This is a genomic window from Flavobacterium sp. MEB061 (assembly GCF_000834715.1).
GTDB lineage: Bacteria > Bacteroidota > Bacteroidia > Flavobacteriales > Flavobacteriaceae > Flavobacterium > Flavobacterium pectinovorum.
The window spans coordinates 367,960-392,398 of sequence record NZ_JXQR01000014.1 but is presented as its reverse complement, the minus strand read 5'-3'; the positions used below and the strand labels follow the sequence as shown (position 1 = coordinate 392,398).

The 24,439-nt window shown below is 34.0% G+C and carries 20 protein-coding genes; 15 read left to right on the top strand and 5 right to left on the bottom strand.

Features of this window, described 5'->3' with window-relative positions:
- Nucleotides 1–52: 52 nt before the first annotated feature.
- Nucleotides 53–1,774 (top strand): ATP-binding protein, encoded by a 1,722-nt coding sequence (locus RT99_RS07230; RefSeq protein WP_042564030.1) that lies wholly within the window; start codon nucleotides 53–55, stop codon nucleotides 1,772–1,774.
- Between the two features lie 66 nt (nucleotides 1,775–1,840).
- Here RT99_RS07230 and RT99_RS07225 read toward each other — a convergent pair whose 3' ends face one another.
- Nucleotides 1,841–2,614: a LexA family transcriptional regulator gene (locus tag RT99_RS07225; protein ID WP_042564084.1), complete on the bottom strand. Its 774-nt coding sequence runs from the start codon at nucleotides 2,612–2,614 to the stop codon at nucleotides 1,841–1,843.
- Between the two features lie 97 nt (nucleotides 2,615–2,711).
- On the opposite strand from RT99_RS07225, the gene RT99_RS07220 reads away from it, so the two are divergent.
- The 7 genes from RT99_RS07220 to RT99_RS07190 all read left to right on the top strand — a co-directional run bounded on the left by RT99_RS07220 (nucleotide 2,712) and on the right by RT99_RS07190 (nucleotide 9,114).
- A complete protein-coding gene (locus tag RT99_RS07220; RefSeq protein ID WP_082036927.1) occupies nucleotides 2,712–3,161 on the top strand; it encodes a LexA family transcriptional regulator in 450 nt (149 codons plus the stop codon).
- A gap of 99 nt (nucleotides 3,162–3,260) precedes the next feature.
- Nucleotides 3,261–4,520, top strand: a complete 1,260-nt coding sequence (locus tag RT99_RS07215; RefSeq protein ID WP_042564029.1) for a Y-family DNA polymerase — start codon at nucleotides 3,261–3,263, stop codon at nucleotides 4,518–4,520.
- Nucleotides 4,521–4,560: 40 nt separating this feature from the next.
- Nucleotides 4,561–5,940 (top strand): exonuclease domain-containing protein, encoded by a 1,380-nt coding sequence (locus tag RT99_RS07210; RefSeq protein ID WP_042564028.1) that lies wholly within the window; start codon nucleotides 4,561–4,563, stop codon nucleotides 5,938–5,940.
- A gap of 36 nt (nucleotides 5,941–5,976) precedes the next feature.
- Nucleotides 5,977–6,654 carry an alpha-ketoglutarate-dependent dioxygenase AlkB gene (locus RT99_RS07205; protein WP_042564027.1) on the top strand — a complete coding sequence of 226 codons (678 nt, stop codon included), beginning with the start codon at nucleotides 5,977–5,979 and terminating at the stop codon, nucleotides 6,652–6,654.
- 93 nt (nucleotides 6,655–6,747) lie between these two features.
- Nucleotides 6,748–7,209 (top strand): DUF1810 domain-containing protein, encoded by a 462-nt coding sequence (locus tag RT99_RS07200; RefSeq protein ID WP_042564026.1) that lies wholly within the window; start codon nucleotides 6,748–6,750, stop codon nucleotides 7,207–7,209.
- 225 nt (nucleotides 7,210–7,434) lie between these two features.
- On the top strand, nucleotides 7,435–7,839 hold the full coding sequence (locus RT99_RS07195) for a hypothetical protein (RefSeq protein ID WP_042564025.1): 405 nt from the start codon (nucleotides 7,435–7,437) through the stop codon (nucleotides 7,837–7,839).
- Between the two features lie 237 nt (nucleotides 7,840–8,076).
- Nucleotides 8,077–9,114, top strand: a complete 1,038-nt coding sequence (locus RT99_RS07190) for an alpha/beta hydrolase (RefSeq protein WP_117614796.1) — start codon at nucleotides 8,077–8,079, stop codon at nucleotides 9,112–9,114.
- A 135-nt stretch (nucleotides 9,115–9,249) separates the two neighbouring features.
- Here RT99_RS07190 and RT99_RS07185 read toward each other — a convergent pair whose 3' ends face one another.
- Nucleotides 9,250–10,662, bottom strand: coding sequence for an APC family permease (locus RT99_RS07185; RefSeq protein ID WP_042564024.1), 1,413 nt, complete (start codon nucleotides 10,660–10,662; stop codon nucleotides 9,250–9,252).
- 309 nt (nucleotides 10,663–10,971) lie between these two features.
- Between RT99_RS07185 and RT99_RS07180 the strand changes: the two genes are divergently transcribed.
- The 7 genes from RT99_RS07180 (at nucleotide 10,972) to RT99_RS07150 (ending at nucleotide 17,717) form a co-directional block, all read left to right on the top strand.
- The gene (locus RT99_RS07180) at nucleotides 10,972–11,424 is read left to right on the top strand and encodes a hypothetical protein (protein ID WP_042564023.1); all 453 of its coding nucleotides are present in this window, start codon (nucleotides 10,972–10,974) and stop codon (nucleotides 11,422–11,424) included.
- Nucleotides 11,425–11,445: 21 nt separating this feature from the next.
- Entirely contained in the window at nucleotides 11,446–13,146 is a 1,701-nt protein-coding gene (locus tag RT99_RS07175) for a hypothetical protein (protein ID WP_131494901.1), read from the top strand.
- Nucleotides 13,147–13,166: 20 nt separating this feature from the next.
- Nucleotides 13,167–13,358: a hypothetical protein gene (locus tag RT99_RS07170; RefSeq protein WP_042564021.1), complete on the top strand. Its 192-nt coding sequence runs from the start codon at nucleotides 13,167–13,169 to the stop codon at nucleotides 13,356–13,358.
- Nucleotides 13,358–13,876 (top strand): hypothetical protein, encoded by a 519-nt coding sequence (locus RT99_RS07165; RefSeq protein WP_042564020.1) that lies wholly within the window; start codon nucleotides 13,358–13,360, stop codon nucleotides 13,874–13,876. The genes RT99_RS07170 and RT99_RS07165 overlap by 1 nt, the downstream gene beginning before the upstream one ends.
- 1 nt (nucleotide 13,877) lies before the next feature.
- Nucleotides 13,878–15,431: an ATP-binding protein gene (locus RT99_RS07160; RefSeq protein ID WP_042564019.1), complete on the top strand. Its 1,554-nt coding sequence runs from the start codon at nucleotides 13,878–13,880 to the stop codon at nucleotides 15,429–15,431.
- A 599-nt stretch (nucleotides 15,432–16,030) separates the two neighbouring features.
- On the top strand, nucleotides 16,031–17,338 hold the full coding sequence (locus tag RT99_RS07155) for an ATP-binding protein (protein ID WP_242607175.1): 1,308 nt from the start codon (nucleotides 16,031–16,033) through the stop codon (nucleotides 17,336–17,338).
- Nucleotides 17,328–17,717, top strand: a complete 390-nt coding sequence (locus tag RT99_RS07150; protein ID WP_042564018.1) for a response regulator — start codon at nucleotides 17,328–17,330, stop codon at nucleotides 17,715–17,717. The genes RT99_RS07155 and RT99_RS07150 overlap by 11 nt, the downstream gene beginning before the upstream one ends.
- Before the next feature lie 8 nt (nucleotides 17,718–17,725).
- Here RT99_RS07150 and RT99_RS07145 read toward each other — a convergent pair whose 3' ends face one another.
- The 3 genes from RT99_RS07145 to RT99_RS07135 all read right to left on the bottom strand — a co-directional run bounded on the left by RT99_RS07145 (nucleotide 17,726) and on the right by RT99_RS07135 (nucleotide 24,371).
- Complete coding sequence (locus RT99_RS07145; protein ID WP_042564017.1) at nucleotides 17,726–18,865, bottom strand: peptidoglycan endopeptidase; 1,140 nt, start codon at nucleotides 18,863–18,865, stop codon at nucleotides 17,726–17,728.
- 340 nt (nucleotides 18,866–19,205) lie between these two features.
- Nucleotides 19,206–21,470 (bottom strand): aconitate hydratase, encoded by a 2,265-nt coding sequence (locus tag RT99_RS07140; RefSeq protein ID WP_042564016.1) that lies wholly within the window; start codon nucleotides 21,468–21,470, stop codon nucleotides 19,206–19,208.
- A gap of 129 nt (nucleotides 21,471–21,599) precedes the next feature.
- Nucleotides 21,600–24,371 carry a bifunctional aconitate hydratase 2/2-methylisocitrate dehydratase gene (locus tag RT99_RS07135; protein ID WP_042564015.1) on the bottom strand — a complete coding sequence of 924 codons (2,772 nt, stop codon included), beginning with the start codon at nucleotides 24,369–24,371 and terminating at the stop codon, nucleotides 21,600–21,602.
- Between the last annotated feature and the right edge of the window lie 68 nt (nucleotides 24,372–24,439).

The following is a 24,439-nucleotide window of genomic DNA, read 5'->3' as shown; positions in this document are numbered from 1 at the left end:
CTTATATTACTTTATATGGTTCAAAAAAATAAATGTTTTTTAAACAAACATCATGAGAATTAAAACTAAATTGAATCTGGGAGTTGGGTTATTATTTTTATTAATAATTATACTCACATTGGTAAGTGCTTTTTATATTTTTTCGATAAAAAAAGACACTGAGAATATTCTAAAAGCGAATTATAATACGCTGGAATATTCCAGAAATATGCTTTTGGCATTAGACGAAATTAACGCTAATAAAGAAAATGCGATTGTTACTTTTAAAGAAAATCTCTTAAACCAAACGAAAAATGTTACCGAAGCCGGAGAGAAAAAAGGTACCGATAGTCTAAAGAAAAACTTTGCTCTTTTAGAAAAAAACAGTTCTGATGAAAGTTTAAAAATGCAAATCAGACAGGATATTTTTGAGATCATGAAACTCAATATGAATGCCATAAAACAGAAAAGCGATATCGCCAAACATACCGCCGAAACTGCCAATTTATGGATTGCTATTGTGGGAACTTTGTGCTTTTTAATCGCCTTTAATTTGCTGATTAATTTGCCTCATAATATTGCCAACCCAATTAAAGAATTAACGTTGAGTATTAAAGAAATTGCCAATAAAAATTATTCAGAACGTGTGCATTTTACCAACCACAATGAATATGGAGATTTGGCAAAATCGTTTAATACCATGGCGCAAAAACTTCAGGAATACAACAATAGTAATTTGTACAAATTATTTTTTGAGAAAAAACGACTGGAAACGCTTATTAATAATATGCACGATCCTATTATTGGTTTGGATAATGAAGGAATTATTTTGTTTGCGAATGATGAAGCCTTGAAAATTATTGGTCTAAAACTGGAAGATGTTATTGGGAAACCCGCTTCTGATTTGGCTTTATCGAATGATTTAATGCGTTCCTTAATTTTAAAAGAATTAGATTCTGATTCGCAGAAAAAGAAACCTTTGAAAATTTTTGCTAACGGAAAAGAAAGTTATTTCGATAAAGAAACGATCAATATTACGATAACGCCAACGGGTGAAGAAAAAGAAATTAATATTGGCGATGTTATTATTCTGCGAAATATTACCTTGTTTAAAGAACTTGATTTTGCCAAAACCAATTTTATTGCCACCGTTTCGCACGAATTAAAAACGCCAATTGCTTCGATAAAACTGAGTTTGCAATTGCTTCAAAATAACAAAACCGGCGATATGAACGACGACCAGAAACAATTGGTTGAAAGTATTAAAGATGACAGTCAGAGGTTATTAAAAATTACGGGCGAACTGCTGAATTTATCACAACTGGAAACCGGAAATATTCAGTTGAATATCGAAAAAAGCAATCCTTATGCGATTGTAAATTATGCTGTTGAAGCGGTAAAAGTTCAGGCAGAACAAAAGCAAATTAAACTTATTATTGATGCCGATGAAAACTTGCAGGATGTAAAGGCCGATAGCGAAAAAACAGGCTGGGTTTTGATTAATTATTTATCGAACGCGATTACATATTCATCTGAAAAAAGTACGATTCTTATCAAATTAAAAAATGAAAACGATCAGATTGTATTTCAGGTTATTGATACCGGAAAAGGAATTGACGCGCGATACAAAGACAAAGTTTTCGACAAATATTTTCAGATTCCGGGAAGTCAGAAATCAGGAACAGGATTGGGTTTAGCGATTAGCAAAGAATTTATTGAAGCGCAAAATGGGATAATTGGCGTAGAAAGTAATTTAGGTTTAGGAAGTACGTTTTGGTTTTCGTTGAAAGTTTAGATTTTTTTTCGCCACGAATTCACGAATTATTTTAAATCAAAATTCGTGAATTCGTGGCGAAAAAAATTATGCATTCGAAGTATTATTCTTAATCTCCATAACCTCTCTTTTTACCTCCAAAAGCAAATCTTTCATACTTTGCGATTCTGTTTGCTCGTGTCGTTTATCACTGCGTCCGATATTGCATTCGTATTCCCAGATTTCTAAAATATCTGAGGCTTTTACTTCATAATTCGGATAAAAACGATTGTCTGATTCCAGAACCAAACTATTCTTTTTATTCTTGTTGAGACGTTTGTAGACCATTCCTTCATTTTTGGTAATCAGGATATAGGTTTTACCATCCATCACCTCACCCAGTCTTTCTACATAACGACCAATGATGATAGAACCGTCTTCGTGTGGTGGCATCGAATCTCCTTCTACAGGAAATCCGCGGTGTTTTCCCGGTCCTAAAAATGGAAGCGAAACTTGTTGCAGACTCTCGATATATTCCGGATCAGCATATCCGTTAAGGTAGCCGGCTTTTGCTTTTTGAGATACAATTTCAATATAATTCTCCCCAAAACTATCTACTTGTATGGGCAAAATAAGTCGGTTGCCTTCTAATTTTATCAAGTTTTCTATATTGATTTTACGTATGTCGACAGACAACAATAAATCGATACTCATATGAAAATATAAAGCAATCTGCTTTAAGATATCATACGGTGCTTCTGAAGTTCCGTCTTCGTATTTAACGTATCTACCACGGGTAATTCTAAGGTTTTCAGCTAATTTCTCCTGCGATATTTTATGCTTAACCCTCAATGCTCTGATATTATCTGAAAATAAGGACATAATTAATTTGTTATAATTTGGAACAGCAAATATACAAAAAAATGTTATCATCTGTACTAATTTTGTGATGTGCAAAAAATAAATTTTTGAAGTGATTATGAAATTGATGAATATAAATACCACGAAATCAATAGAATTCTACATTCCGGATGTAAGTTCAGAAGTAAATTTGCCATTTTTTGACGTTGGGATTAGCGCCGGTTTTCCTTCGCCTGCTGATGATTTTATCGAATTATCGATTGATCTCAACAAAGAATTCATTAAACATAAATACACCACTTATTTTGCAAGGGTAAAAGGCCATTCTATGAAAAATGCCGGTATCAGTGATGGTGATTTATTGATTATTGACAAAAGTCTGGAACCGCAAAACAATAAAATTGCTGTTTGCCAAATTGATGGTGAATTTACTGTAAAACGTATCAGAATAGAAAAAGACATCATCTGGCTTATTGCCGAAAATGAAGATTATCAGCCTATAAAAGTAACTCCGGAAAACAACTTTGTAATTTGGGGAATTGTGATTCATAGTATTAAATCTTTTTGAGTTATTGTCAGTCTGAGCGAAGTCGAAGACCTTTTACACAATGAAGCCCTTCGACTCTGCTCAGGGTGACAGAATAAGAAATAAAAAACACGTTTAGAAATGTTTGCTTTAGTTGATTGTAATAATTTTTATGCTTCTTGTCAAAGAGTATTTGATCCACGTTTAAGGGGAAAACCTATCGTTATTCTCTCTAACAATGATGGTTGTGTTATTTCGCGTTCTGACGAAGCCAGGGCTTTGGGCATACCAATGGCTATTCCTGCTTTTAAGTATGAATCTGTTTTTAAGGAAAAAAATATTTTTGTTTATTCTTCTAATTATCCGTTATATGGCGATATGAGCAATCGGGTAATGAACCTCCTTCAGACTTATACTCCTGAAATCGAAATTTACAGTATTGATGAAGCTTTCCTGAAATTTTCAGGTTACGATTTATTTGATTTAAATGTGCTTGGTTTAAAAATGCGGAAAGAAGTGACACAAGGAACAGGCATTCCTGTTAGTATAGGTTTTGCGCCTACGAAAGCTTTGGCAAAAATGGCGAATAAAATTGCCCGAAAATTTGCAGATCGTACACAAGGTGTTTATTGTATTGACTCTGAAGAAAAAAGGATTAAAGCATTAAAGTGGACTAAAATTGAAGATGTCTGGGGAATTGGAAGAAAACATGCCAAACGACTTAAATTAAAAAAAATCAACACAGCTTACGAATTTACCCAATTTCCGGATGCCTGGGTAAGAAAAGAAATGTCTGTAGTAGGACTTCGATTGAAACATGAATTAGAAGGGAAACCAACTTTGGAATTAGAAGATGCCACAGACCGAAAAATGATTGCCACTACGAGATCTTTTGAAAAAAAATATACTACTTATGAAGAAATATCAGAAAGAATCAGCACGTTTACAGCTTCTTGTGCAGAGAAATTAAGGCGTCAGGATTGTCATTGCAATATGGTAACTGTTTTTATTCAAACTAGTTTTTTAAAGAACGAGCCATCACATTATTCGCGAAGTATTACCATCACAACTGATTTTCCAACCAATTCGACAATAGAGCTGAATGAAGCTGCCCAAAAAGGATTTAAAGCTATTTTTAAAAAAGGCTATCGTTATAAAAAAGCAGGTGTAATTGTAATGGGCTTAACACCAAATAGTGAAACGCAGCTTAATTTATTCGAAACTTCAAATCCCAAACATCGACCTTTAATGAAGGTTATCGATGAAATGAACCAAAATTATGGCAATAATAAAATCAAATTCGGTGTGCAGTCTTTGGGACGCCAATGGAAAATGAGGCAGAACAGATTATCTCCCAAATTTTCTACTTTACTCAAAGATGTTATTACAGTTAATGTTTAATAAAAAACAGAAAAAATAGGTTTTACGTTATATAATAGAGATGAAAAAGCTGGAATATGCCATAGTAGATATCGAAACCACAGGTGGAAACGCCAGTGGCAGCCGCATTACAGAAATTGCCATCATTATTCATGACGGAACCAACGTAATCGAACGTTTTGAAACGCTTGTTAATCCTGAAAAAGAAATACCGATTTCTATTTTTGGTTTAACAGGTATTAATAACGAAATGGTGGCTAACGCTCCTATATTTGATGATATTGCAGAGAAAGTACTGGAAATGCTTACTGATCGCGTTTTTGTTGCACACAATGTCAATTTTGATTATTCTTTCGTACGCCATCAACTTGAACAAGCGGGGTTTAAGTGGACTGCGAGGAAATTGTGTACCGTTCGCGCGACTAGAAAGATTAGACCCGGATTGGGATCTTACAGTTTGGGAAATCTTTGCAATTCATTAGATATATCTTTAGAAAACCGACATCGTGCCGGTGGAGATGCCGATGCTACAGCTATATTGTTTTCCAGATTATTAAAATGGGATGATGAAGGTGAAATCGAAAAAATGCTCAAAATTACATCGCAGGATCAGCGTTTGCCTCCTAATTTACCTCCGGCAGATTTTGACCAATTACCGGAAAAACCCGGCGTATATTATTTTTATAATGATGTAAAAAAGGTAATTTATGTTGGAAAAGCCATCAACTTAAAAAAACGAGTGGCTTCGCATTTTAGCGGTCATAAAATTAATCCGCAAAGGCAAAACTTCTTACGTGATATCTACAGTATTTCTTTTGAAGTTTGTGGCAACGAACTAATGGCGTTGCTCTTAGAATGCACAGAAATTAAAACACTTTGGCCAACATACAACAGAGCATTAAAACGTTTTGAGGCAAAATATGGCCTTTACCAATATGAAGCCCGGAGTGGATACAAATATCTGGCAGTTGGAAAACTAAGCAAATTTCAGGTTTGCATTCATGAATTTAATAGTCTGTATGACGCAATAAATATATTGCGAAATCTGGCCGAACAGTTTGAAATCGATCAACGATTTTGCAAATATTCTAAACAGGAAGAAGCCGAATTTTTTCTGAACCAAGACATTAAAATATTGCCTGATGTGACGATTCATAACGATCAGGTCGAAAATGCCATTGACTTTTTATTAAGCAACAGACCCACTTTTGCTATTATAGACAAAGGCAGATCTCCAGATGAGCGCAGTTTCATTTGGGTTGAAAATGGACATTTTTACGGAATGGGCTACATAGCATCTGATATTACAATTACTGAACCATCAGATATAAAAGATTATATAACCCCTTATAAGAGCAATCAATATATAACACATTTAATTTATGCTTATGCCGAGAAATATCCACGGAAAGTTTTTTTCAGCAAGCACTTCTTAAAATAAATTTTAAAATAGAGCTATAAACTTAAACATTGACTTATGACACTATTTAACGATACCGAATTATTTACTACTGGAAATCGTGGTAAAATTGTATATAATCTGCCTGACACAGAACTAATTTTGATTGATAATTTCTTCACTAAAGAAGAATCTGATCGTTATTATGAAAAACTGCTTCATCAAACCAAATGGAGAGAATATGAAATGGAAATCTATGATAAAACTTATACTGCACCAAGAATGATTGCCTGGTATGAAGACAAAGACAATCACGGATCAAGTCCGAATGGGCTTGACTGGACTTATGAATTGCTGACAATCAGAAGCCGGGTGGAAAAAGAAACACAGCTTGATTTTAATGCCGTATTACTCAATTTATACCGAAACGGCAAAGATGGCGTGGGATGGCATAGTGATAAAGAACACAATACGGGACAAAATCCGATTATTGCTTCGGTGACTTTTGGAGAGACGAGAATGTTCAGACTGCGTCATAAATTTAGAAAAGATATTCCGCAGGTCGAGATTCCTTTACATCATGGTTCTTTTCTGTTAATGGCAGGAACAACTAACAGTTTTTGGCAGCACGAGGTTCCTAAAACAGCCCGAAATGTGTTACCCAGAATCAATTTGACTTTTAGAAGAATTTATCGTAAAGAAGATAACGTACAACATTTTCACACTAGAAATAGTGTACAAAAATTCCTCCTCTAAAAGTTAAAACGCTCACAGTATGAACCTTTTATTAGGCATACCGTATTTTTTTTAGTACTTTCGCACCCTTTTTTTCATATATATAATACCAAAATGGCTTACTCAAACAATGATTTAATGCGTTTTTTAGATGCACAAAATAAACTTTATCTTACTGCTTTTTCTGAAATCAAAAAAGGAAAAAAAGAGACACACTGGATGTGGTTCATTTTTCCTCAATTAAAAGGATTGGGCACCAGCGATACTGCAAATTATTATGCCATTAATGATCTAAAAGAGGCTTCTGCATTTTTAGAACATCCTATTTTAGGAAAACATCTTATAGAAATATCAGAGTTGCTATTGACTTTTAAAAGAAAATCAGCAGATGGTATTTTTGGAGATCTGGACGCTCGAAAACTTCGTTCGTCAATGACTCTTTTTTCTTTGGCAGAAAATACAAATCCAATATTTAAGGAAATACTGGATGCGTTCTTTTCCGGAGAAGAAGATCCACTTACTTTGACCATTATTAATTCAACTATAAAACCTTCTATTGAATCTACTGTTTTTTAACCGAAAAGTTTAGACAAAAGTTCACTACGAATGGTTTTCTGCTCGCAAATTCGCTAAGGCGCAAAGTTTATTTTCTTTGCGATTCTAATGAGTTTGCGAGATTTTTATTTCACGCCAGATTCTAAGATTTCATTGTTATTTTTTCCCTTTTTAATAATTGATTATTTCGCACCATAATTAATTCTATATTAGTAGTTACTAAATCAATCTCTTAAATCAACCAAAATGACCGAAAAAATCAAAACTCTCCAGATAATACATTTTGCACTTTGTGCAGGATTAATAGTTGCTTATTTTGTAATAGGAGAAATTTCAGTTGAAAAATTAAAAACAATTCCTACTATCGATTCTTCGTCGATTGTATTTGCTATTATACCTTTTTTAGCCATTATCATGGCTAATTTTCTATTTAAATCACAATTAAAACAAGTAGATCGAAATTTGAAACTTGAAGATAAATTACCTGTTTATCAAACGGCTTCGATCATTCGCTGGGCAATTCTTGAAGGTGTAGCTTTTATAATATTAATTCTGAAACCTGATTTTATAATATTTGGAATACTGGTTATTATATATCTTATCTTTTTGAGACCAACAGAAGAAAAGATTACTAACGATTTTTCAGAATAGTGATTTTACTGCAAAGGACATAAATCCGTCAAGAAAAATAACTTTACAAAATTCTATTTTTCACATTTACATTTCACAATTTCTCCTAACGAAATTTCACTAAACTAAAATAAATTAGCGAAATACAGTTCTTTTCAATAAGCTAAAAAAACGCGTAATTACTACTCTTTCAGCATTTCTTCGCTGTGGCATATATATTGGTTTCTTATAAAAAATTAATCTTAAAACCACTTTACGATGAAAAATTTTGACTATCAAAAAAAAGTATTAACCCTGTTTATTATTTTAGCAAATACCACTATGAAAAGCTATGCACAAGTTGATTACGCCACAGATCCGCATTTGACACCTGCGGTAAAAGATTTTTTGAAACCACTAAATTCGGGAGGAGCACCATTAGAATCACTTCCGGTTGGCGATGCCCGAAATGTACTTGTTGGTGCACAAAATGCATTTAAAGTCGATTTATCAGGAATCGATGAATCTGAAAAAGAAATTACTGCCGATGGATATAAAATAAAGCTCAAGATTGTTCGTCCAAAAGGAGCAAAAGGAAAACTACCCGTTTTCATGTTCATTCATGGCGGAGGCTGGGTTTTGGGTGATTATCCCACACACAAGCGTATGGTTCGCGATTTAAGTGTACTTACTGGTTATGTTGGTGTTTTTGTAAACTATTCACTTTCGCCAGAAGTTAAATATCCACAACCTGTAAATGAAGTTTATGCAGCAGCAAAATGGATCGCTGCACATGGAGATGAAATAAATGTTGACGGAAGCAAATTGGGAATTGTAGGTAATAGCGCCGGTGGAAATTTAGCCACTGCAAGTGCTTTAATGGCAAAAGAAAAAGGAACGCCATTGTTTAAAGTTCAAATTTTATTCTGGCCTGTAACCGATGCAAATTTTGAAACGGAGTCGTATAAATTGTATGGAAAACAGCGCTTTTTAACCAGCACTTTGATGCAATGGATGTGGGACCAATATGTTGATCCATCAAAAAGAAAAGAAATTTACGCTTCGCCTTTACAAGCTAGTTTAGCGCAGTTAAAAGGTTTGCCTCCAACCTTGATTCAGGTTGCCGAAAATGATATTTTAAGAGATGAAGGCGAAGCTTACGGACGTAAACTAAGCGATGCGGGAGTGGTTGTAACAACAATTCGTTACAACGATGTAATTCATGATTTTGGCTTATTGAATGGTTTAGCCGAGATTCCGCAAACGAAAACCTTGTTTCTTCAGGCTGCTGCCGAACTTACCAAATATTTAAAATGATTGTATCAGCAGACATATTTATAAAAAACAAAGCGCCTTGAAACAAGGCGCTTTGTTATTCTATTTAAAGTCTTAAATTTTCTCGCTAGAAAAAATCCTTAGAATCTTAGCAACTTAGAACCTTAGCATCTTTCTTTAACTCTCTTTCGGTTTTGTAAAATAATAAACCGGAATTCCTATTAGCATAATTAAAATTCCCCAGCCACAGGTTGAAAATTTTGTAATTAATAAGGAAATACAAATTGCAGTTGCAATCACGATATACAACATGGGTAAAAACGGATATCCAAAGGCTTTATATGGTCTTTCTGCATCCGGCATTTTTTTGCGCAAAATAAAGATTCCGTAGATTGTTAGGATGTAAAAAATCAAAACAATGATAATTACAAAGTCTAATAAATCTCCATATTTTCCTGTTAGACACAAAGCCGAAGCCCAGATACATTGCGCCCATAATGCCCATTCAGGAACGCTTGCTTTGTTCAGAACTGCCGCTTTTTTAAAGAATAAACCGTCGTTTGCCATCGTATAATATACTCGTGCGCCCGCCATGATTAATCCATTATTGCAGGCAAAAGTCGAAATCATAATCATAATGGCAATGATTAGCGTTCCAATATTTCCAAAAATATATTGAGAAGCCACTACTGCTACCCTATCAGATTTTGCTGTTGCTATTTCGTCTAGTGGAATTACAGCCAAATACATCAAATTTGTTAAAACATAAATAATTGTTACGATAAAAGTTCCAAGAAATAAACTAAAACCAACGTTGCGTTTCGGATTCTTAATTTCTCCTGCAATAAAAGTTACTCCGTTCCAGGCATCACTTGAAAATAATGATCCTACCATTGCAGCAGAAATTCCTGTAATCAAAGCCGTACCGCTAATTGGCAACCAAGAACCACTTTCTACATTATAAGAACGTGTTGTCCAGGCATCTGCCCAATTGGCATCCCATATTGAAGATTTTGCTGCAAGCGTTAATCCAAAAACGATTAAACCTACTAATGATAAAATTTTGATAATCGTAAGAACGGTTTGAAGAATTTTTCCGTTTTTAACACCGCGACTATTAATATAAGTCAATAAAACAATTGTCAAAATCGAAACAATTTGTGCGGCATTCAATTTAAAAGAACCTAATTCAAAAAGTATATTTTCATCACTTAATGGTTCATAAAGATAAGCTGCAAATTTCGAAAAAGCCACACCAACAGCAGCAATAGTTCCGGTTTGAATCACGGCAAAAAAGCTCCATCCGTACAAAAAGGCAATCAATTTGTTGTAAGCTTCTTTTAGATAAACGTATTGTCCGCCTGCTTTTGGAAACATGGCACTCAACTCGCCATAACTTACAGCAGCAATAATCGTAATTAATCCGGAAATAAGCCAAATCAGTGTTAACCATCCCGCAGATCCTACTTGTCTGGCGATATCGGCGCTTACAATAAATATTCCTGAGCCAATCATAGAACCCACAACAAGCATGGTTCCGTCTAGTAATCCGAGTTCTCTCTTAAAGTTTTCCTGGTTTTCTTCTTGCATTATTTTGTTTTTTGGGTTGGTTAAAGATATACTTTTTTCTGAAATTCTAGATTTTAGTTTATAGATTTTAGATGCTGCAAAAATATTTTGGGCGTGTCCCTCCGGGTCGTCCCGAAACTTCGGGATCGGCTATATCTTTTGTTCCGTTTCACTTCACAAAAGGATACCGCCTCTATCCCTCACGCAAACCTCGTTTCATTAGAAGTTTTTAGATAATAATTGCGTTTACGGTTTTCCATAAAATAATACTTTTTCATCTGTCTACATTTGAAAATCAAAAAACATTAAACCATTTATTTTAATACTGATATGGCTAGAATCATTTTACAAAACGACAATATAAATCTTGATACAAATCAAAAACAGAATTTAACAACTGGTTTTATCAGTGACAGAGATATTCTAAAAAAACGATCAAAAAAATATCTTGATCTTATTTCCGGACTTGATGCAAAAACACTAACCAATACAAAAGGAATAGATGAACTCATAAAGGCAATTCAGGAAGAATTTGGTACTGCTGAAGTGGCTAGTTTACCACTCGGAATTGTCGCTAAATGTTTTTTGGGACATCCTCATGAAGTCCACACTCTTGATTTGAGCGGTAGCCAAATCATCAAACATTATAAGGCAAATGAAACGATGGAAACTGAATTCGAAAAGGGCCGAACAGTTGCCAAACACAATGCTTATGCAATGGTTGAAATCTATAACGATAAAATCATTTTAATTCGCGAAGATGGAACAGCTACAAAATTATAACACCAATAAACTAAATAAATTATGTCACAACAAGTAATCTCTTATGCTGACCTTTCAATCATAAATAGTGCTTTAAGGTCAATCAGTTCAGATATGTCAGGAGTGCATTCTGAATTAGGAACATTAAACTTCAAACAAGATCAGTTAGAAAGCGAACTAGTACAACTTGCTGACTCGTTTGCAGATTTTGTAGAAGCAGATATAAAACACAAAGCACTACAACTTGCCGAAACCAGACAAGGTAACTTAAAACAAGATCTGCAAATTAAATTTGGTTATTATGCCGAAGTTCGAAGAATGGCCACTGGTATTCTTCAAGGAGTAGATACAGGAGTAATAAGTGATGAGACTTTAAAATTTACAACGGAAGAAGTAATGATAAAAGCGCCCGGCTATTGGTTAGCACCTGCTTTGGTTTCATTAGCAGCTTGGGTTAGAAATGATAAAAACACAACCGAAAAAGCCTTGAACGAAGCTTTAAAAAGAGATGATTACAAAACAACTCTTTTCTTTATGATGGTAATGCGAAGACTAGCACGAAATGACACCAGTTTAAAATGGTTGGAACGTTATTTTATGCATCAAAACCCTCATAATCTTGACAGAGAATTTATAATTATACTCGAGGCTGTAACTACAGGAGTATTCCCTCCTGCGGCAAGACAATTAATGATGGTAAATGTAAAAAAATGGCTAGATCAACTTACACAAGGTGATACATTTATAAATGCACAAAAATCACAATGGGTCGATTTTTTTGAAGCATTAGGCCCTTTGTCTGATGGTAAATATACGTTACTCGAAAAATTTTCTATTAACTGGAATTCCCTTGAAAATTCTTTAAAAGAAGCCAAAACTCATGATATTTTAAATACTCATTTTAAAAGTATTATATCCTCATCAGCAGACTTTTCAAAAGGTGTTAAAATTCAATTAGATGAAATTTTATCTTTATTAGTTACAAATTTTGATGATGAAGAATTACCATTACAGGAACAAGTAAGATTTAATCAGCTCATTATTCAAATGGATGGCGATAAAGCTGCTGCCCAAGCCATTATGGATGCTGAAAAACATATTTTTGAAGAACATGTTGACTTCCTGCAATTACTTACCAATGCATCATTCAACCCTGAATTATCCGGAGCAACAAAAGTAACCCAAGCGCTTGCCGTTTCAATAAGTCAGCCTTGGATATTGGAAGCACACGATACTTTTACAGCACAAAGCAGAAATAAAATTCCTGAATATGTTGAGCTTTCAATTGATGATTTTAAAACTTGTGCAAAAGACGGAAGTGAAGAAAATGAAATTCTAAAAAAACAAGAAGTTTTTTATAGCAATGTATTAGAAACAGAGCTTAAGAAACTTTCATATCCCTACGCAGGAATCATCATTGGTATACTAATTTGTTTACTTGGCATTTGGGCATTTAGCCTCCATGTTATTGTAGGTGTTTTAGGAAGTTGCATTGGCGGTGTTATAATTTGGAATTCTATCAACAATCATAAGAAAGCTAAAAATGCAATTATTGAAAATGTTGAGGAGAGAAAACAAAAAGCAAAAGAAGTTTTAAGAGGTTGTCTTGCAGAAACTGTAGACTACAGAAAAGAACATTCCGACGAAGATAATAACGCAGAAAAAGTCAGACAGTTATTAACTTCAATTACTCCTGAAGATTTCTCAAGTGTATCAAAAGAAACTGTAAGAAATATTATCTAATCATTTAAAAATTCAAAAACATGACCAAAATAATTTTAGGTAATCATTCAGAAGAATCTGAAAATACCTCACACGAAATAAAGAAAGAAATCAATATAAAACCTAATTTATTTCAAGGCAGAACAGAAGCCGAATTGGGTAATGCAAAATTTCCTGATTGGGATATTGTACCTCCAAACCAATTTATAAACCCCAGAATTAAATCTCAGTAATGGAAGGTCCAAGTACTTATTCTCAATGGACAAAATTGCTTGATCAATTTGGAAATGGAGATGATTCTGTTTTAGAAGAATTAAATAAAGGAAGTTTTATTATTGATGCCGGAACAGCAACACGATTTTATACTAAAGTTGAAGAAGCATATAAAAAACGTAAACAGAATTGGTTAGATAAATTCCAACATTCTTTTCAACTTCAAAATTTTAGAACATATGAAGAATTTGAAATTGCTTTAAGAAATGGCAAACAAAATCTTTTTACTCTACATAAGTTTATTAATCTAAATGGTTTTCCAATTGATTTAAAGAAAACATTAAAAAAAGATATGGAAGATTTTGTTGATGAAATTAAAACGTCATTAAAAGATAATAATTCCAAGATTTCAAAAGGCCGAGAAAAAATATTAATCTTATTAAAGTCTTTTGAACTCAATACTATTCCTGAGGAAATTAAACATATTCCAGATAATAACGAAATAATTGCTCCGACGGGCAGAAAAATAATATTCTAAAATGGCAAATAAGGCAGAATTTAAGACTTCGCTTTTGCGAATGTTCAGAGCAAGAATACCTTTTATATCTATTCGAAGTATTGAAAGAGCGAGGGTTTTAGAAGTAATTCAGCAACTAGCGGAAGAAATCAACATCCCAATTTATTTTCATAGTTTATCACATGGTACTATTGATATCAAGTCAAAAAAAAGCGTAAATGACGACCGATCAATTTCCGGTGGTCTAGATTATGCTGTTCAAAATATTTCACAAAGACAAAATTTAACTTTTGTTTTTACAGAAGTTAGTGATATTGAAGATGACAATTTGGTTTCGAGACATCTTTATGATTGTGTTGTTCAGGCTATTGAAAGAGGCGGAAGCATTTGTTTAATTACAACCAAAACAATCTGGCCTCAGTTACAGCGTTTAGGAATGACAATTACACTTGACGCTCCAAACGAAGAAGAAATGTTAGAAGTTGTCAGAGATTGTGTTACGCCTTATAAAGGTTCAATTCCGCTTGAATGGGAAGAAAACGATTATAAAATGGCTGCAACAATTTTAGCAAATATGACTAAAATTGAAGCTGAAAATGTTTTGGCAACCCAAATGGCAAAAGGATCATTAACCAAAGAAGACATTAAAGAATTAAGTAATGCAAAGGACAAATTATTTAGCGATATATCCGGATTAGAAAAAGTTAAACTTGATAATTCTAATTTATCCGTTGCTGGTTTAGCCGGTTTACAACATTGGCTTGATAATCAAAAGCAACTTTTAACTGCAGATTTAAAAGCGAGAAAAATGAGACCTCCCAGAGGGGTTTTATTGGTAGGAGTTCCTGGGTGTGGTAAATCCTTATCTGCCAAATTTATTGCTGCAAATTGGAATTTACCTCTTTATCGACTCGATCTTGCAGCTATTCAGGGGCAATATCTTGGGCAATCTGAAAATAGATTAAAAGAAGCATTGGCTTCTGCAGATAATGCAGCTCCTTGCATTTTGTGGATTGATGAAATTGAAAAAGGACTTTCGGGAGCAACAGGTTCTAGTGATGGAGGAACATCTACCAGAATGGTTGGACAATTTTTATTTTGGCTTCAGGAAAGTACCGCTAAAGTTTTTGTTGTTTCTACTGCAAATGATGTTAGTAAATTACCTCCTGAACTTTTACGCAGAGGCCGTTTTGACGAATTGTTTTTTGTTGATTTGCCAGGAGCAATAGAGAGAAAAGACATCATTAATTTATATATAAAACGCAATTTATTATTACTACCCTCAACACATACATTAGAACAACTTGTTGAGATTTCTGAAGGATTTGCTGGTTCTGACATTGAAGGTGCTGTTAGAGATGTTGCAATTCAGGCAGTAATTCATGGAGATAATATCGTAGATGATATACTTTTCGAAAAGTGTTTTAAAAACATTGTTCCTTTAAGTAAAACAGCACCAGAAAAAATTGAATCAATAAGAATATGGGGGCGCGAAAGAGCTGTACCTGCTTCAGGTACTTCTTGGGAAACTACATTAAATGAAAAAGTAATTGGTAAACGTTCAATAATTATATAATGTACGTAGTATTTCTCTAAAAAGAGAGATTCTTTAAATAAAAAAATTTGACAATTCAAAAACTGTAAGTTATAAAAACCTTACAGTTTTTCATGTTTAAACCCCTAAATAAAGCTAAACAAAAATAAGCTCATTAATTCAGTAGGTGAATTTCTACTGCAGCATTAAAAATTCACATTCTCTCTTTTAAAAATTAAAAACACAATTAACAATAATTCAATTAATTGAAAATAAACAACTTAACCATTGAAATTTTGACAAATAAAATTAACCAGAAAAAACAAGCCATTTGTAAAACCGTAATATTTTTTTACTAATTTTGAGTTAAGCGATATACTGATGTTAAAATTTATTTTTTTTATTAACATTTGTTTAATAATTACAATAATCTCGCTCCAAAGATTATTGTCAAGGAATATCTTTTTTCTACAAAAGACAACCAAAAATTAGAATCAGATTATCAACCAACAAATTCGAAAACTATGTCTAAATCCCAATTTTTTAAGAAGTTGCGTTTTGCAAATGTTTTCATTCTTATTTTGATAGTTTTTGTTTGTTGTGCTTTATTAATTTGTATTAACTTTTTCACCATCAAAACATTGTCTGCAACCAGAGCTTATGTAAATGGTGAATCACATTATTCAAAAGGACAAAAAGATGCTTCCCGCCATTTAATAACCTATTTATACACTAAAGACAAAAATCAATGGAAATTATATCTTGAAGAACTAAAAGTTCCGCAAGGTGACGGAACCGCCAGAGTTGCATTACTAAAAGCCGGAGATAATGCAATTGCCCGCAAAGCATTACTAATTGGCAGAAATCATCAGGAAGATTTAGATGATCTTGTTTGGTTATTTGTGAATTTTAAAAAGGTTTCATTTTTAGCCAAAGCCATTAACGAATGGGAACAGGGCGACAAACTAATCTTCAAATTATTCATTATAGGAGAACAAATTAATGCCAAAATAAAACATAACATATTAACCGCTGCCGACCAACAAAAATTCCTCCAGCAAATTAGCATAATAAGTGATAAACTCACCATTAATGAACGCAATTTTTCGAATACATTAGGCGAAGGAACACGCAAAATAAAAGACTTACTGATCTTTACTAATGTTTTTTTTATTCTGATTATCATTTGCAGCGTTTGCCTTTATTATTCGATAATGGTAAAACGCCTCATTGTTTCTAAAAAAGAAATAGAAGTTAAAAATGAAAATTTAATATTGGTTAATCACGAACTCGATCATTTTGTTTACAGTGCATCACATGATTTGAGATCTCCTATAACCTCTTTACAAGGATTAATCAAAATTACCCAAGAAGAAGACAACCTTAATCAAATTAGGGAATATTTGACTTTAATGCATACGAGTCTGGCCAGGCAAGACCAATTTATTAGTGATATTATCGATTATTCTAAAAATAAGCGAAAACAAATCATCTTGGAGCCTGTTAGCTTACAGGAAATATTTGATGAAGCAATCTCACAATTAATGCATTTTGAAAATGCCAGCCAAATATCCATTACAAAAGAATTATTGGTAGATGAAATTCAGAGTGATAGTTTACGCTTAAAAATTATTATCTTCAACCTACTTTCAAATGCCATTAAATATGCCGACAATACCAAACAGCAAATGTTTATTGCTATTAAAACCTACATTGCTGATGGTTGTAATAAAATTGAAATATCTGACAACGGAATTGGAATTAAAGATGAATTTAAAGACCACATTTTTGAAATGTATTTTGGAACAAACAAAAACAAAGGATCAGGACTGGGGTTATACATTGTAAAAGAAGCCGTTGAAAATATTAGAGGAAATATTTATGTTTTGTCTGAAAACAATATTGGAAGTAAATTTATTGTAACAATCCCTAACTGTCATGGATCTTAAACCTGTATTTTTATTAATTGAAGACAACCTGATAGATCAGCTCGTCATCAAACAGCTTATAAAAAAATCTCTTGATAGTGACATAAACATCACTAACAATGGCAAGGAAGGCTTGCAATGGCTATACAATCATCAGAACTTAAACCAAACTTTAATTATTCTATTGGATATACAAATGCCAATAATGAACGGTTTTGATTTTTTGGAAGAATACGATAAATTAAGTGACGAATTTAAAAAAGAAATCCAGATTTATGTACTTTCATCAACTTTAGATACTGACGAAATAAAAAAAATCAAAGAGAATAACTATGTAACTGAATTTTTAAACAAACCCTTTCCAATTGAGGATTTCAAAAAGAAATTACATTTTAATTAATTTCTCTTTTATTGCAAAACTCTGTTTACTTGTGAAAAAGCTCGTTGGTAATAAGGTTCTTTTGTTGACGAAATCATTACACCGCCATGAGTTGAAGAGTGAACAAATTTAATTTCACCATCAACAACTTCTACTACCATTCCAACATGATTAATTTGTCTTCTTCCATTTGTTTTAAAGAAAATCAAATCGCCTTTTTGGGCTTCATCAGTAGTAACTTTCATTCCAATGCGGGATTGCTCTATTGAACTTCGGGGCAATTTAATATCAAAATTACTAAAAGTCGAAATCATTAAACCTGAACAATCAAAACCTGCTTTTGTAGTACCGCCCGATCGATATCGCGTCCCGATATTTTCTGTAGCGTTTACAATTAATTGATCGACTAATTCAGAATGATTACTCACTTTTATAATTGTACTCGTTGAATCAGTTTGAATTGCCGGAGGTGTGTTTTCTGCAATTTGTGTTTCTGATGATGGTGTTATTGTCTCTTTTATTTCTTGTGGAGAAACCAAAGCTGCAGCAGCATCTGCTTTTTCTTTTGAAGTTCTAATTTTCAAAACATAACCAACCGGTAATTTCCCTTTAATAAATGGATTTTGCCTTTCTAATTCAGCAACTGTTAATCCGTATCTTTTTGCAATTGCGTATTTAGTTTCTTTTGGCTGAACTTCTACAACCACTTCAACATCTGTTACAATTTTAAGATCATCAATTGGTTTTTGCGAAACTGCAACGGAATTGGACGGAATAATAATTTGCTGCCCAATTTTTAAGCCTTCTGTTTCCAGAAGCGGATTGGATTTTTTTAAATCTTCGACTGAAATATTGTATTTTTTGGATATTCCCCACAGCGTTTCTTTAGCTAAAACCTCGTGTGTTCCAGGAGTATTATTATTTACAGCAACTTCATTTGTTGTTGCTACAGTAGTTTGATTTGTATTGGGAATTAGCAAAACCGAGTTTAGCTTTAAAATTTTAGGTGCATTAGGATTTGCATCTATAATAGCTTTAGGTTTTACTCCGTACTTTTTTGCAATTGTAGTGATATTATCACCTTTAGAAATAGTATGCTTAATATATTTTTCCTGTGAAAAAACACTTAAACTTAAAAACAACATTATGACGACTAACTTAAAATTCATTTCTTGGGGGGAATTTTTTTTTAAATTTTGTAGTTCATTTTATAAACTCAAAAAAAGAACGATTCTTTTACTAATAAGGCGAATTTAACATTTTTATGCAAAAAAAACGCCTTTTTTAACAGCTTATTAAGTTCAAATTAACAAAATTCAACTGATTTTAAAGTAATAAACTCAAAATCACTGCATTAAACAAAACGTATAAACTTCATTATTAAATCAAAAAATATAAGTTTTATCCTGCAAATATAATCTTTTTTTTATTAATACTATATAACAGCTTACCTGAAATAAAAAACGCCCTGTTTTCACAGGGCGTTTTTAGCATATTAAATCATATCGATTAAGCTTTTCCGGCAGCAATTAAATTTAATGCTGAACCTGCAACGAACCAGCCAATCTGACCTGCATTGTAAGTATGGTTTGCCAGGATAATATCTTTAGAACCATCTGTATGAAGAAACTCTAACGTTAATGGTTTTCCAGGAGCGAACTCAGTTAAATCAGTAAAGTTAATTGTATCATTTTCCTGAATTTTATCGTAATCTGCTTCATTAGCAAAAGTTAATCCTAAAAGCCCTTGTTTTTTAAGGTTTGTTTCATGAATACGTGCAAACGATTTTACCAATACCGCTTTAACACCTAAGAAACGTGGCTCCATAGCAGCATGCTCACGAGAAGAACCTTCACCATAATTGTGGTCTCCCACAACGATTGATGGAACTCCTGCAGCTTTGTATGCACGAGCTACAGCAGGAACTGCATCATACTCTCCTGTTAACTGATTTCTAACAGAATTTGTTTTTTGATTGAATGCATTTACAGCACCGATCAACATATTGTTAGAAATATTATCCAAATGTCCACGGAAACGCAACCATGGTCCAGCCATAGAAATGTGATCTGTAGTACATTTTCCAAATGCTTTGATCAACAATTTAGCACCTGTAATATTTTTACCATCCCAAGCATCAAACGGAGCTAATAACTGCAAACGTTCTGATGCAGGATCTACCACAACCTGAACACCTGAACCATCTTCAGCCGGAGCCTGGAATCCAGGATCTTCGGCATCAAAACCTCTTGGAGGCAATTCGTCTCCTGTTGGCGCTTCAAGTCTTACTTCTTCTCCATCTTCATTGATCAAAGTATCTGTTAATGGATTGAAGCCTAAATCACCAGCTATAGCCATTGCAGTTACCAATTCAGGAGAACCCACGAAAGCTAAAGTATTCGGATTACCATCTGCACGCTTTGAGAAGTTACGGTTAAAAGAGTGAACGATTGTATTTCTTTCTTCTTTTTCTGCCCCATCTCTGTCCCACATACCAATACATGGTCCGCAGGCGTTAGCAAAAACGGTAGCTCCAATTTTTTCGAAAGTATCGATAAATCCATCTCTTTCAATTGTATAACGAACTACTTCAGAACCCGGAGTAATTGTAAATTGAGATTTTGTTTTTAAGTTTTTATCACTTACTTGTTTTGCCAAAGAAGCAGCACGAGCAATATCCTCGTAAGAAGAGTTTGTACAAGAACCAATTAAACCAACCTGAATTTGCAAAGGCCAGTTATTTTTGATCGCTTCTTCTTTCATTTTAGAAATTGGAGTTGCCAAATCCGGTGTAAAAGGACCGTTTAAATGTGGCTCTAATTCTGATAAATTGATTTCGATTAACTGATCAAAATATTTTTCCGGGTTAGCATAAACTTCCGGATCTCCTGTTAAGTAAGAAGCTACTTTATCTGCAGCATCTGCAACATCAGCTCTTCCTGTAGAACGCAGGTAACGACTCATAGAATCATCATATCCAAAAGTTGAAGTTGTAGCTCCAATTTCGGCACCCATATTACAAATAGTACCTTTTCCTGTACATGACATAGAAGTTGCACCTTCACCAAAATATTCAACTATAGCACCTGTACCACCTTTTACAGTAAGTATACCAGCCACTTTAAGGATGACATCTTTAGGAGCTGTCCATCCTGATAATTTACCAGTTAGTTTTACTCCAATTAATTTAGGAAATTTTAATTCCCAAGCCATACCAGACATAACATCTACAGCATCAGCACCACCAACGCCAATTGCTACCATTCCTAAACCACCTGCATTTACAGTATGAGAATCGGTACCAATCATCATTCCGCCCGGGAAAGCATAATTTTCAAGTACTACCTGGTGAATAATTCCGGCTCCTGGCTTCCAAAAACCAATTCCGTATTTATTAGAAACTGACGATAAGAAATCGAAAACTTCGTTACTTTGTGTTTTTGCTCTGGCCAAATCGGTTGCAGCATCCACTTTTGCCTGAATTAAGTGATCACAGTGAACTGTTGTAGGAACTGCAACTGTTTTCTTTCCGGCATGCATAAATTGTAATAATGCCATTTGTGCTGTTGCATCCTGACATGCAACACGGTCCGGTGCAAAATCAACATAATCAACACCCCTTCCAAACGCCTTCGTTGGATTTCCATCCCAAAGGTGATTGTACAAAATTTTCTCCGTTAAAGTAAGTGGACGACCAACAATCTCGCGTGCTTTATCAACACGACCGGGCATGTTCTCATACACTTTTTTTATCATTTCAATATCAAAAGCCATAAGTTATAATTGTTTTGTTTTTTTTATTTTGAACACGACAAGGTACAAAAAATAGAGTAGCCAGAAAAGAAAAAGCCCGAGTTTATCACTCGGGCTTTTTATATATAATGATTATAACTAATAGTATTATTACATCACTAGTTGCTTGCTGGAAGGCGCAAACTTAGTCAAACTAATACCTTCTACTGCAGCTGTATATTCATCCATTGTAGGAGTTCTGCCAAGAATTGTAGACAAAACTACTACTGGCGTTGAAGAAAGCAATGATTCTCCTTTTTTACCTTCAGTATCTTCTACAACTCTTCCCTGGAATAAACGTGTCGAAGTTGCCATTACAGTATCTCCTTTTGCAGCTTTTTCCTGGTTACCCATACAAAGGTTACATCCTGGACGTTCTAAGTACAACATGTTTTCGTATTCTGTACGTGCTGCACCTTTAGGAGCATTATCGTCGAATTCGAAACCTGAGTATTTCTGTAAAACTTCCCAATCTCCTTCAGCCTTAAGTTCATCTACGATGTTATAAGTTGGCGGCGCTACTACAAGCGGCGCTTTAAACTCAACTTTGCCATGTAAATCTTCTATATTTTTAAGCATTTGGGCAAGGATTTTCATATCCCCTTTGTGAACCATACAAGAACCGATAAATCCAAGGTCTACTTTTTTCACTCCTCCATAAAAAGAAAGAGGTCTGATAGTATCGTGCGTATATCTTTTAGAAACATCAACATTGTTAACGTCCGGATCGGCAATCATTGGCTCTACAATTTGATCAAGATCCACAACTACTTCAGCATAATACTTAGCATTTGCATCTGGAGTTAAGGCTGGTTTTTCAGCAGACTTAATTTCAGAAATTCTCTTATCTGCTTTATTGATCAATCCTTGAAGAACTTGTTTGTGATTATCCATCCCTTTATCGATCATAATCTGGATTCTTCCTTTTGCAATCTCCAGTGAATCAATCAAAGTATCATCTTCAGAAATACAGATAGAAGCTTTTGCTTTCATTTCTGCAGTCCAGTCTGTAAACGTAAATGCCTGGTCAGCAGTAAGAGTACCAAGATGAACTTCAATAATCCTTCCTTGGAATACGTTTTCACCACCGAATTTCTTAAGCATTTGAGATTGTGTTGAATGAACTACATCACGGAAGTCCATATAACCTTTCATTTCTCCAATAAAAGTAACTTTTACAGATTCTGGAATTGGCATTGAAGCCTCACCTGTTGCAAGTGCAAGAGCAACTGTACCTGAGTCAGCACCAAAAGCAACACCTTTTGACATTCTTGTATGAGAGTCACCACCAATAATGATAGCCCATTCATCTATTGTAATATCGTTTAAAACTTTATGAATTACATCCGTCATTGAATGATAAATAGCTTTCGGGTCACGTGCCGTGATTAAACCGAAATCATTCATAAATTTCATCAATTTTGGAATATTTGCCTGAGCTTTTTTATCCCATACTGAAGCTGTGTGACAACCAGATTGGTAAGCACCATCAACGATTGGCGAAATAACTGTAGCAGCCATAGACTCCAATTCCTGAGCAGTCATAAGACCGGTCGTATCTTGTGAACCTACGATATTAACTTCTACACGAACATCAGAACCAGCGTGTAATACTTTACCCGGAGTGATACCAACAGCATTTCTGTTAAAGATTTTTTCCACAGCTGTAAGACCTTGCCCTTCAATAGAAATCTCTTTTGATGGAGCAAATACAAGTGGTGCTTCAATATCAAGAACTTTCGCTGCTAATGTTTGAAGTTTTTTACCAAATACAATTGCATATGACCCTCCAGCTTTAATGAATTCCATTTTCTGAGGCGTGAATGCCTTTGAAATATCAATTAACTCTTTATCGCCATTATAAAGCTTCTTAGTTTTTGTATTTATTGTTAATACAGTTCCTGTAGCAACAGAGTATGCTTCTTCCAAAATTGGCTCATTATTCTCATTACGAATAATATCACCATTTGCGTCAAGCTTTTTTACCCAGTTTTTAAGGTCTAAACCAATTCCACCAGTAACATCAACCGTTGTTAGGAAAATTGGAGAAATACCATTTGTTCCTGCAACAATTGGAGCAATATTAATAAATGGAACGTATGGACTTGCTTGTTTACCTGTCCAAAGTGCCACGTTATTTACACCTGACATTCTTGACGAACCTACACCCATTGTACCTTTCTCTGCAATTAACATCACACTTGCATCAGGATACTGAGCTTGTAGCATCTTGATTTCGTCTTGTGCCTGAGGAGTAATCATACATTTACCGTGAAGTTCACGGTCAGAACGAGAGTGAGCCTGATTACCCGGAGATAATAAATCTGTAGAAATATCTCCTTCACCAGCAATATATGTAACTACTTTAATTTCTTCAACTACTTCTGGTAATGAAGTAAAAAACTCTGCCTTTGCGTAGCTTTCCAGAATTTCTCTGGCAATTGGATTTTCATTTTTAAATGCTTCTTTTAAACGGTCTGTATCTGCCTCATAAAGGTAAACTTGCGTTTTAAGAACGTTTGCTGCTTCTTTTGCAATAGCAGCATCATTACCAAGTGCTAAATCAAGTAATACCTCGATTGAAGGCCCACCTTTCATGTGTGATAATAACTCAAAAGCAAAAGCAGGTGTTATTTCTTTTACTATGGATTGACCAAGAATGATTTCTTTTAGAAATTTAGCCTTCAGACCAGCTGCGCTCGTCGTTCCCGGTACAACATTATAAATAAAGAACTTAAGAGAATCTTCTCTGTATTCATTATTCAAATCTTTAATTTGTTCAATGATTTCGCTTAATAATTCAGCACCATCAATTGGTTTCGGGTGAAGCCCTTGACCTTTTCTTTCTTCAATTTCTTGGATGTAATCCTTATAAATGTTCATAGTAGAGGTATTTCTAGGTATTTTTATTTTTTTGTTCGCAAATTTAGCTATTAAAGCCGAGAATTAAA

Bases quoted from the DNA above. Each gene is read 5' to 3' on its own strand.
- RT99_RS07140 (WP_042564016.1), bottom strand. From the start codon at position 21,470: ATGGCTTTTGATATTGAAATGATAAAAAAAGTGTATGAGAACATGCCC.
- RT99_RS07170 (WP_042564021.1), top strand. From the start codon at position 13,167: ATGACCAAAATAATTTTAGGTAATCATTCAGAAGAATCTGAAAATACC.
- RT99_RS07145 (WP_042564017.1), bottom strand. From the start codon at position 18,865: ATGAATTTTAAGTTAGTCGTCATAATGTTGTTTTTAAGTTTAAGTGTT.
- RT99_RS07215 (WP_042564029.1), top strand. From the start codon at position 3,261: ATGTTTGCTTTAGTTGATTGTAATAATTTTTATGCTTCTTGTCAAAGA.
- RT99_RS07205 (WP_042564027.1), top strand. From the start codon at position 5,977: ATGACACTATTTAACGATACCGAATTATTTACTACTGGAAATCGTGGT.
- RT99_RS07195 (WP_042564025.1), top strand. From the start codon at position 7,435: ATGACCGAAAAAATCAAAACTCTCCAGATAATACATTTTGCACTTTGT.
- RT99_RS07180 (WP_042564023.1), top strand. From the start codon at position 10,972: ATGGCTAGAATCATTTTACAAAACGACAATATAAATCTTGATACAAAT.
- RT99_RS07210 (WP_042564028.1), top strand. From the start codon at position 4,561: ATGAAAAAGCTGGAATATGCCATAGTAGATATCGAAACCACAGGTGGA.
- RT99_RS07190 (WP_117614796.1), top strand. From the start codon at position 8,077: ATGAAAAATTTTGACTATCAAAAAAAAGTATTAACCCTGTTTATTATT.
- RT99_RS07135 (WP_042564015.1), bottom strand. From the start codon at position 24,371: ATGAACATTTATAAGGATTACATCCAAGAAATTGAAGAAAGAAAAGGT.
- RT99_RS07230 (WP_042564030.1), top strand. From the start codon at position 53: ATGAGAATTAAAACTAAATTGAATCTGGGAGTTGGGTTATTATTTTTA.
- RT99_RS07160 (WP_042564019.1), top strand. From the start codon at position 13,878: ATGGCAAATAAGGCAGAATTTAAGACTTCGCTTTTGCGAATGTTCAGA.
- RT99_RS07150 (WP_042564018.1), top strand. From the start codon at position 17,328: ATGGATCTTAAACCTGTATTTTTATTAATTGAAGACAACCTGATAGAT.
- RT99_RS07175 (WP_131494901.1), top strand. From the start codon at position 11,446: ATGTCACAACAAGTAATCTCTTATGCTGACCTTTCAATCATAAATAGT.
- RT99_RS07220 (WP_082036927.1), top strand. From the start codon at position 2,712: ATGAAATTGATGAATATAAATACCACGAAATCAATAGAATTCTACATT.
- RT99_RS07200 (WP_042564026.1), top strand. From the start codon at position 6,748: ATGGCTTACTCAAACAATGATTTAATGCGTTTTTTAGATGCACAAAAT.
- RT99_RS07165 (WP_042564020.1), top strand. From the start codon at position 13,358: ATGGAAGGTCCAAGTACTTATTCTCAATGGACAAAATTGCTTGATCAA.
- RT99_RS07225 (WP_042564084.1), bottom strand. From the start codon at position 2,614: ATGTCCTTATTTTCAGATAATATCAGAGCATTGAGGGTTAAGCATAAA.
- RT99_RS07185 (WP_042564024.1), bottom strand. From the start codon at position 10,662: ATGCAAGAAGAAAACCAGGAAAACTTTAAGAGAGAACTCGGATTACTA.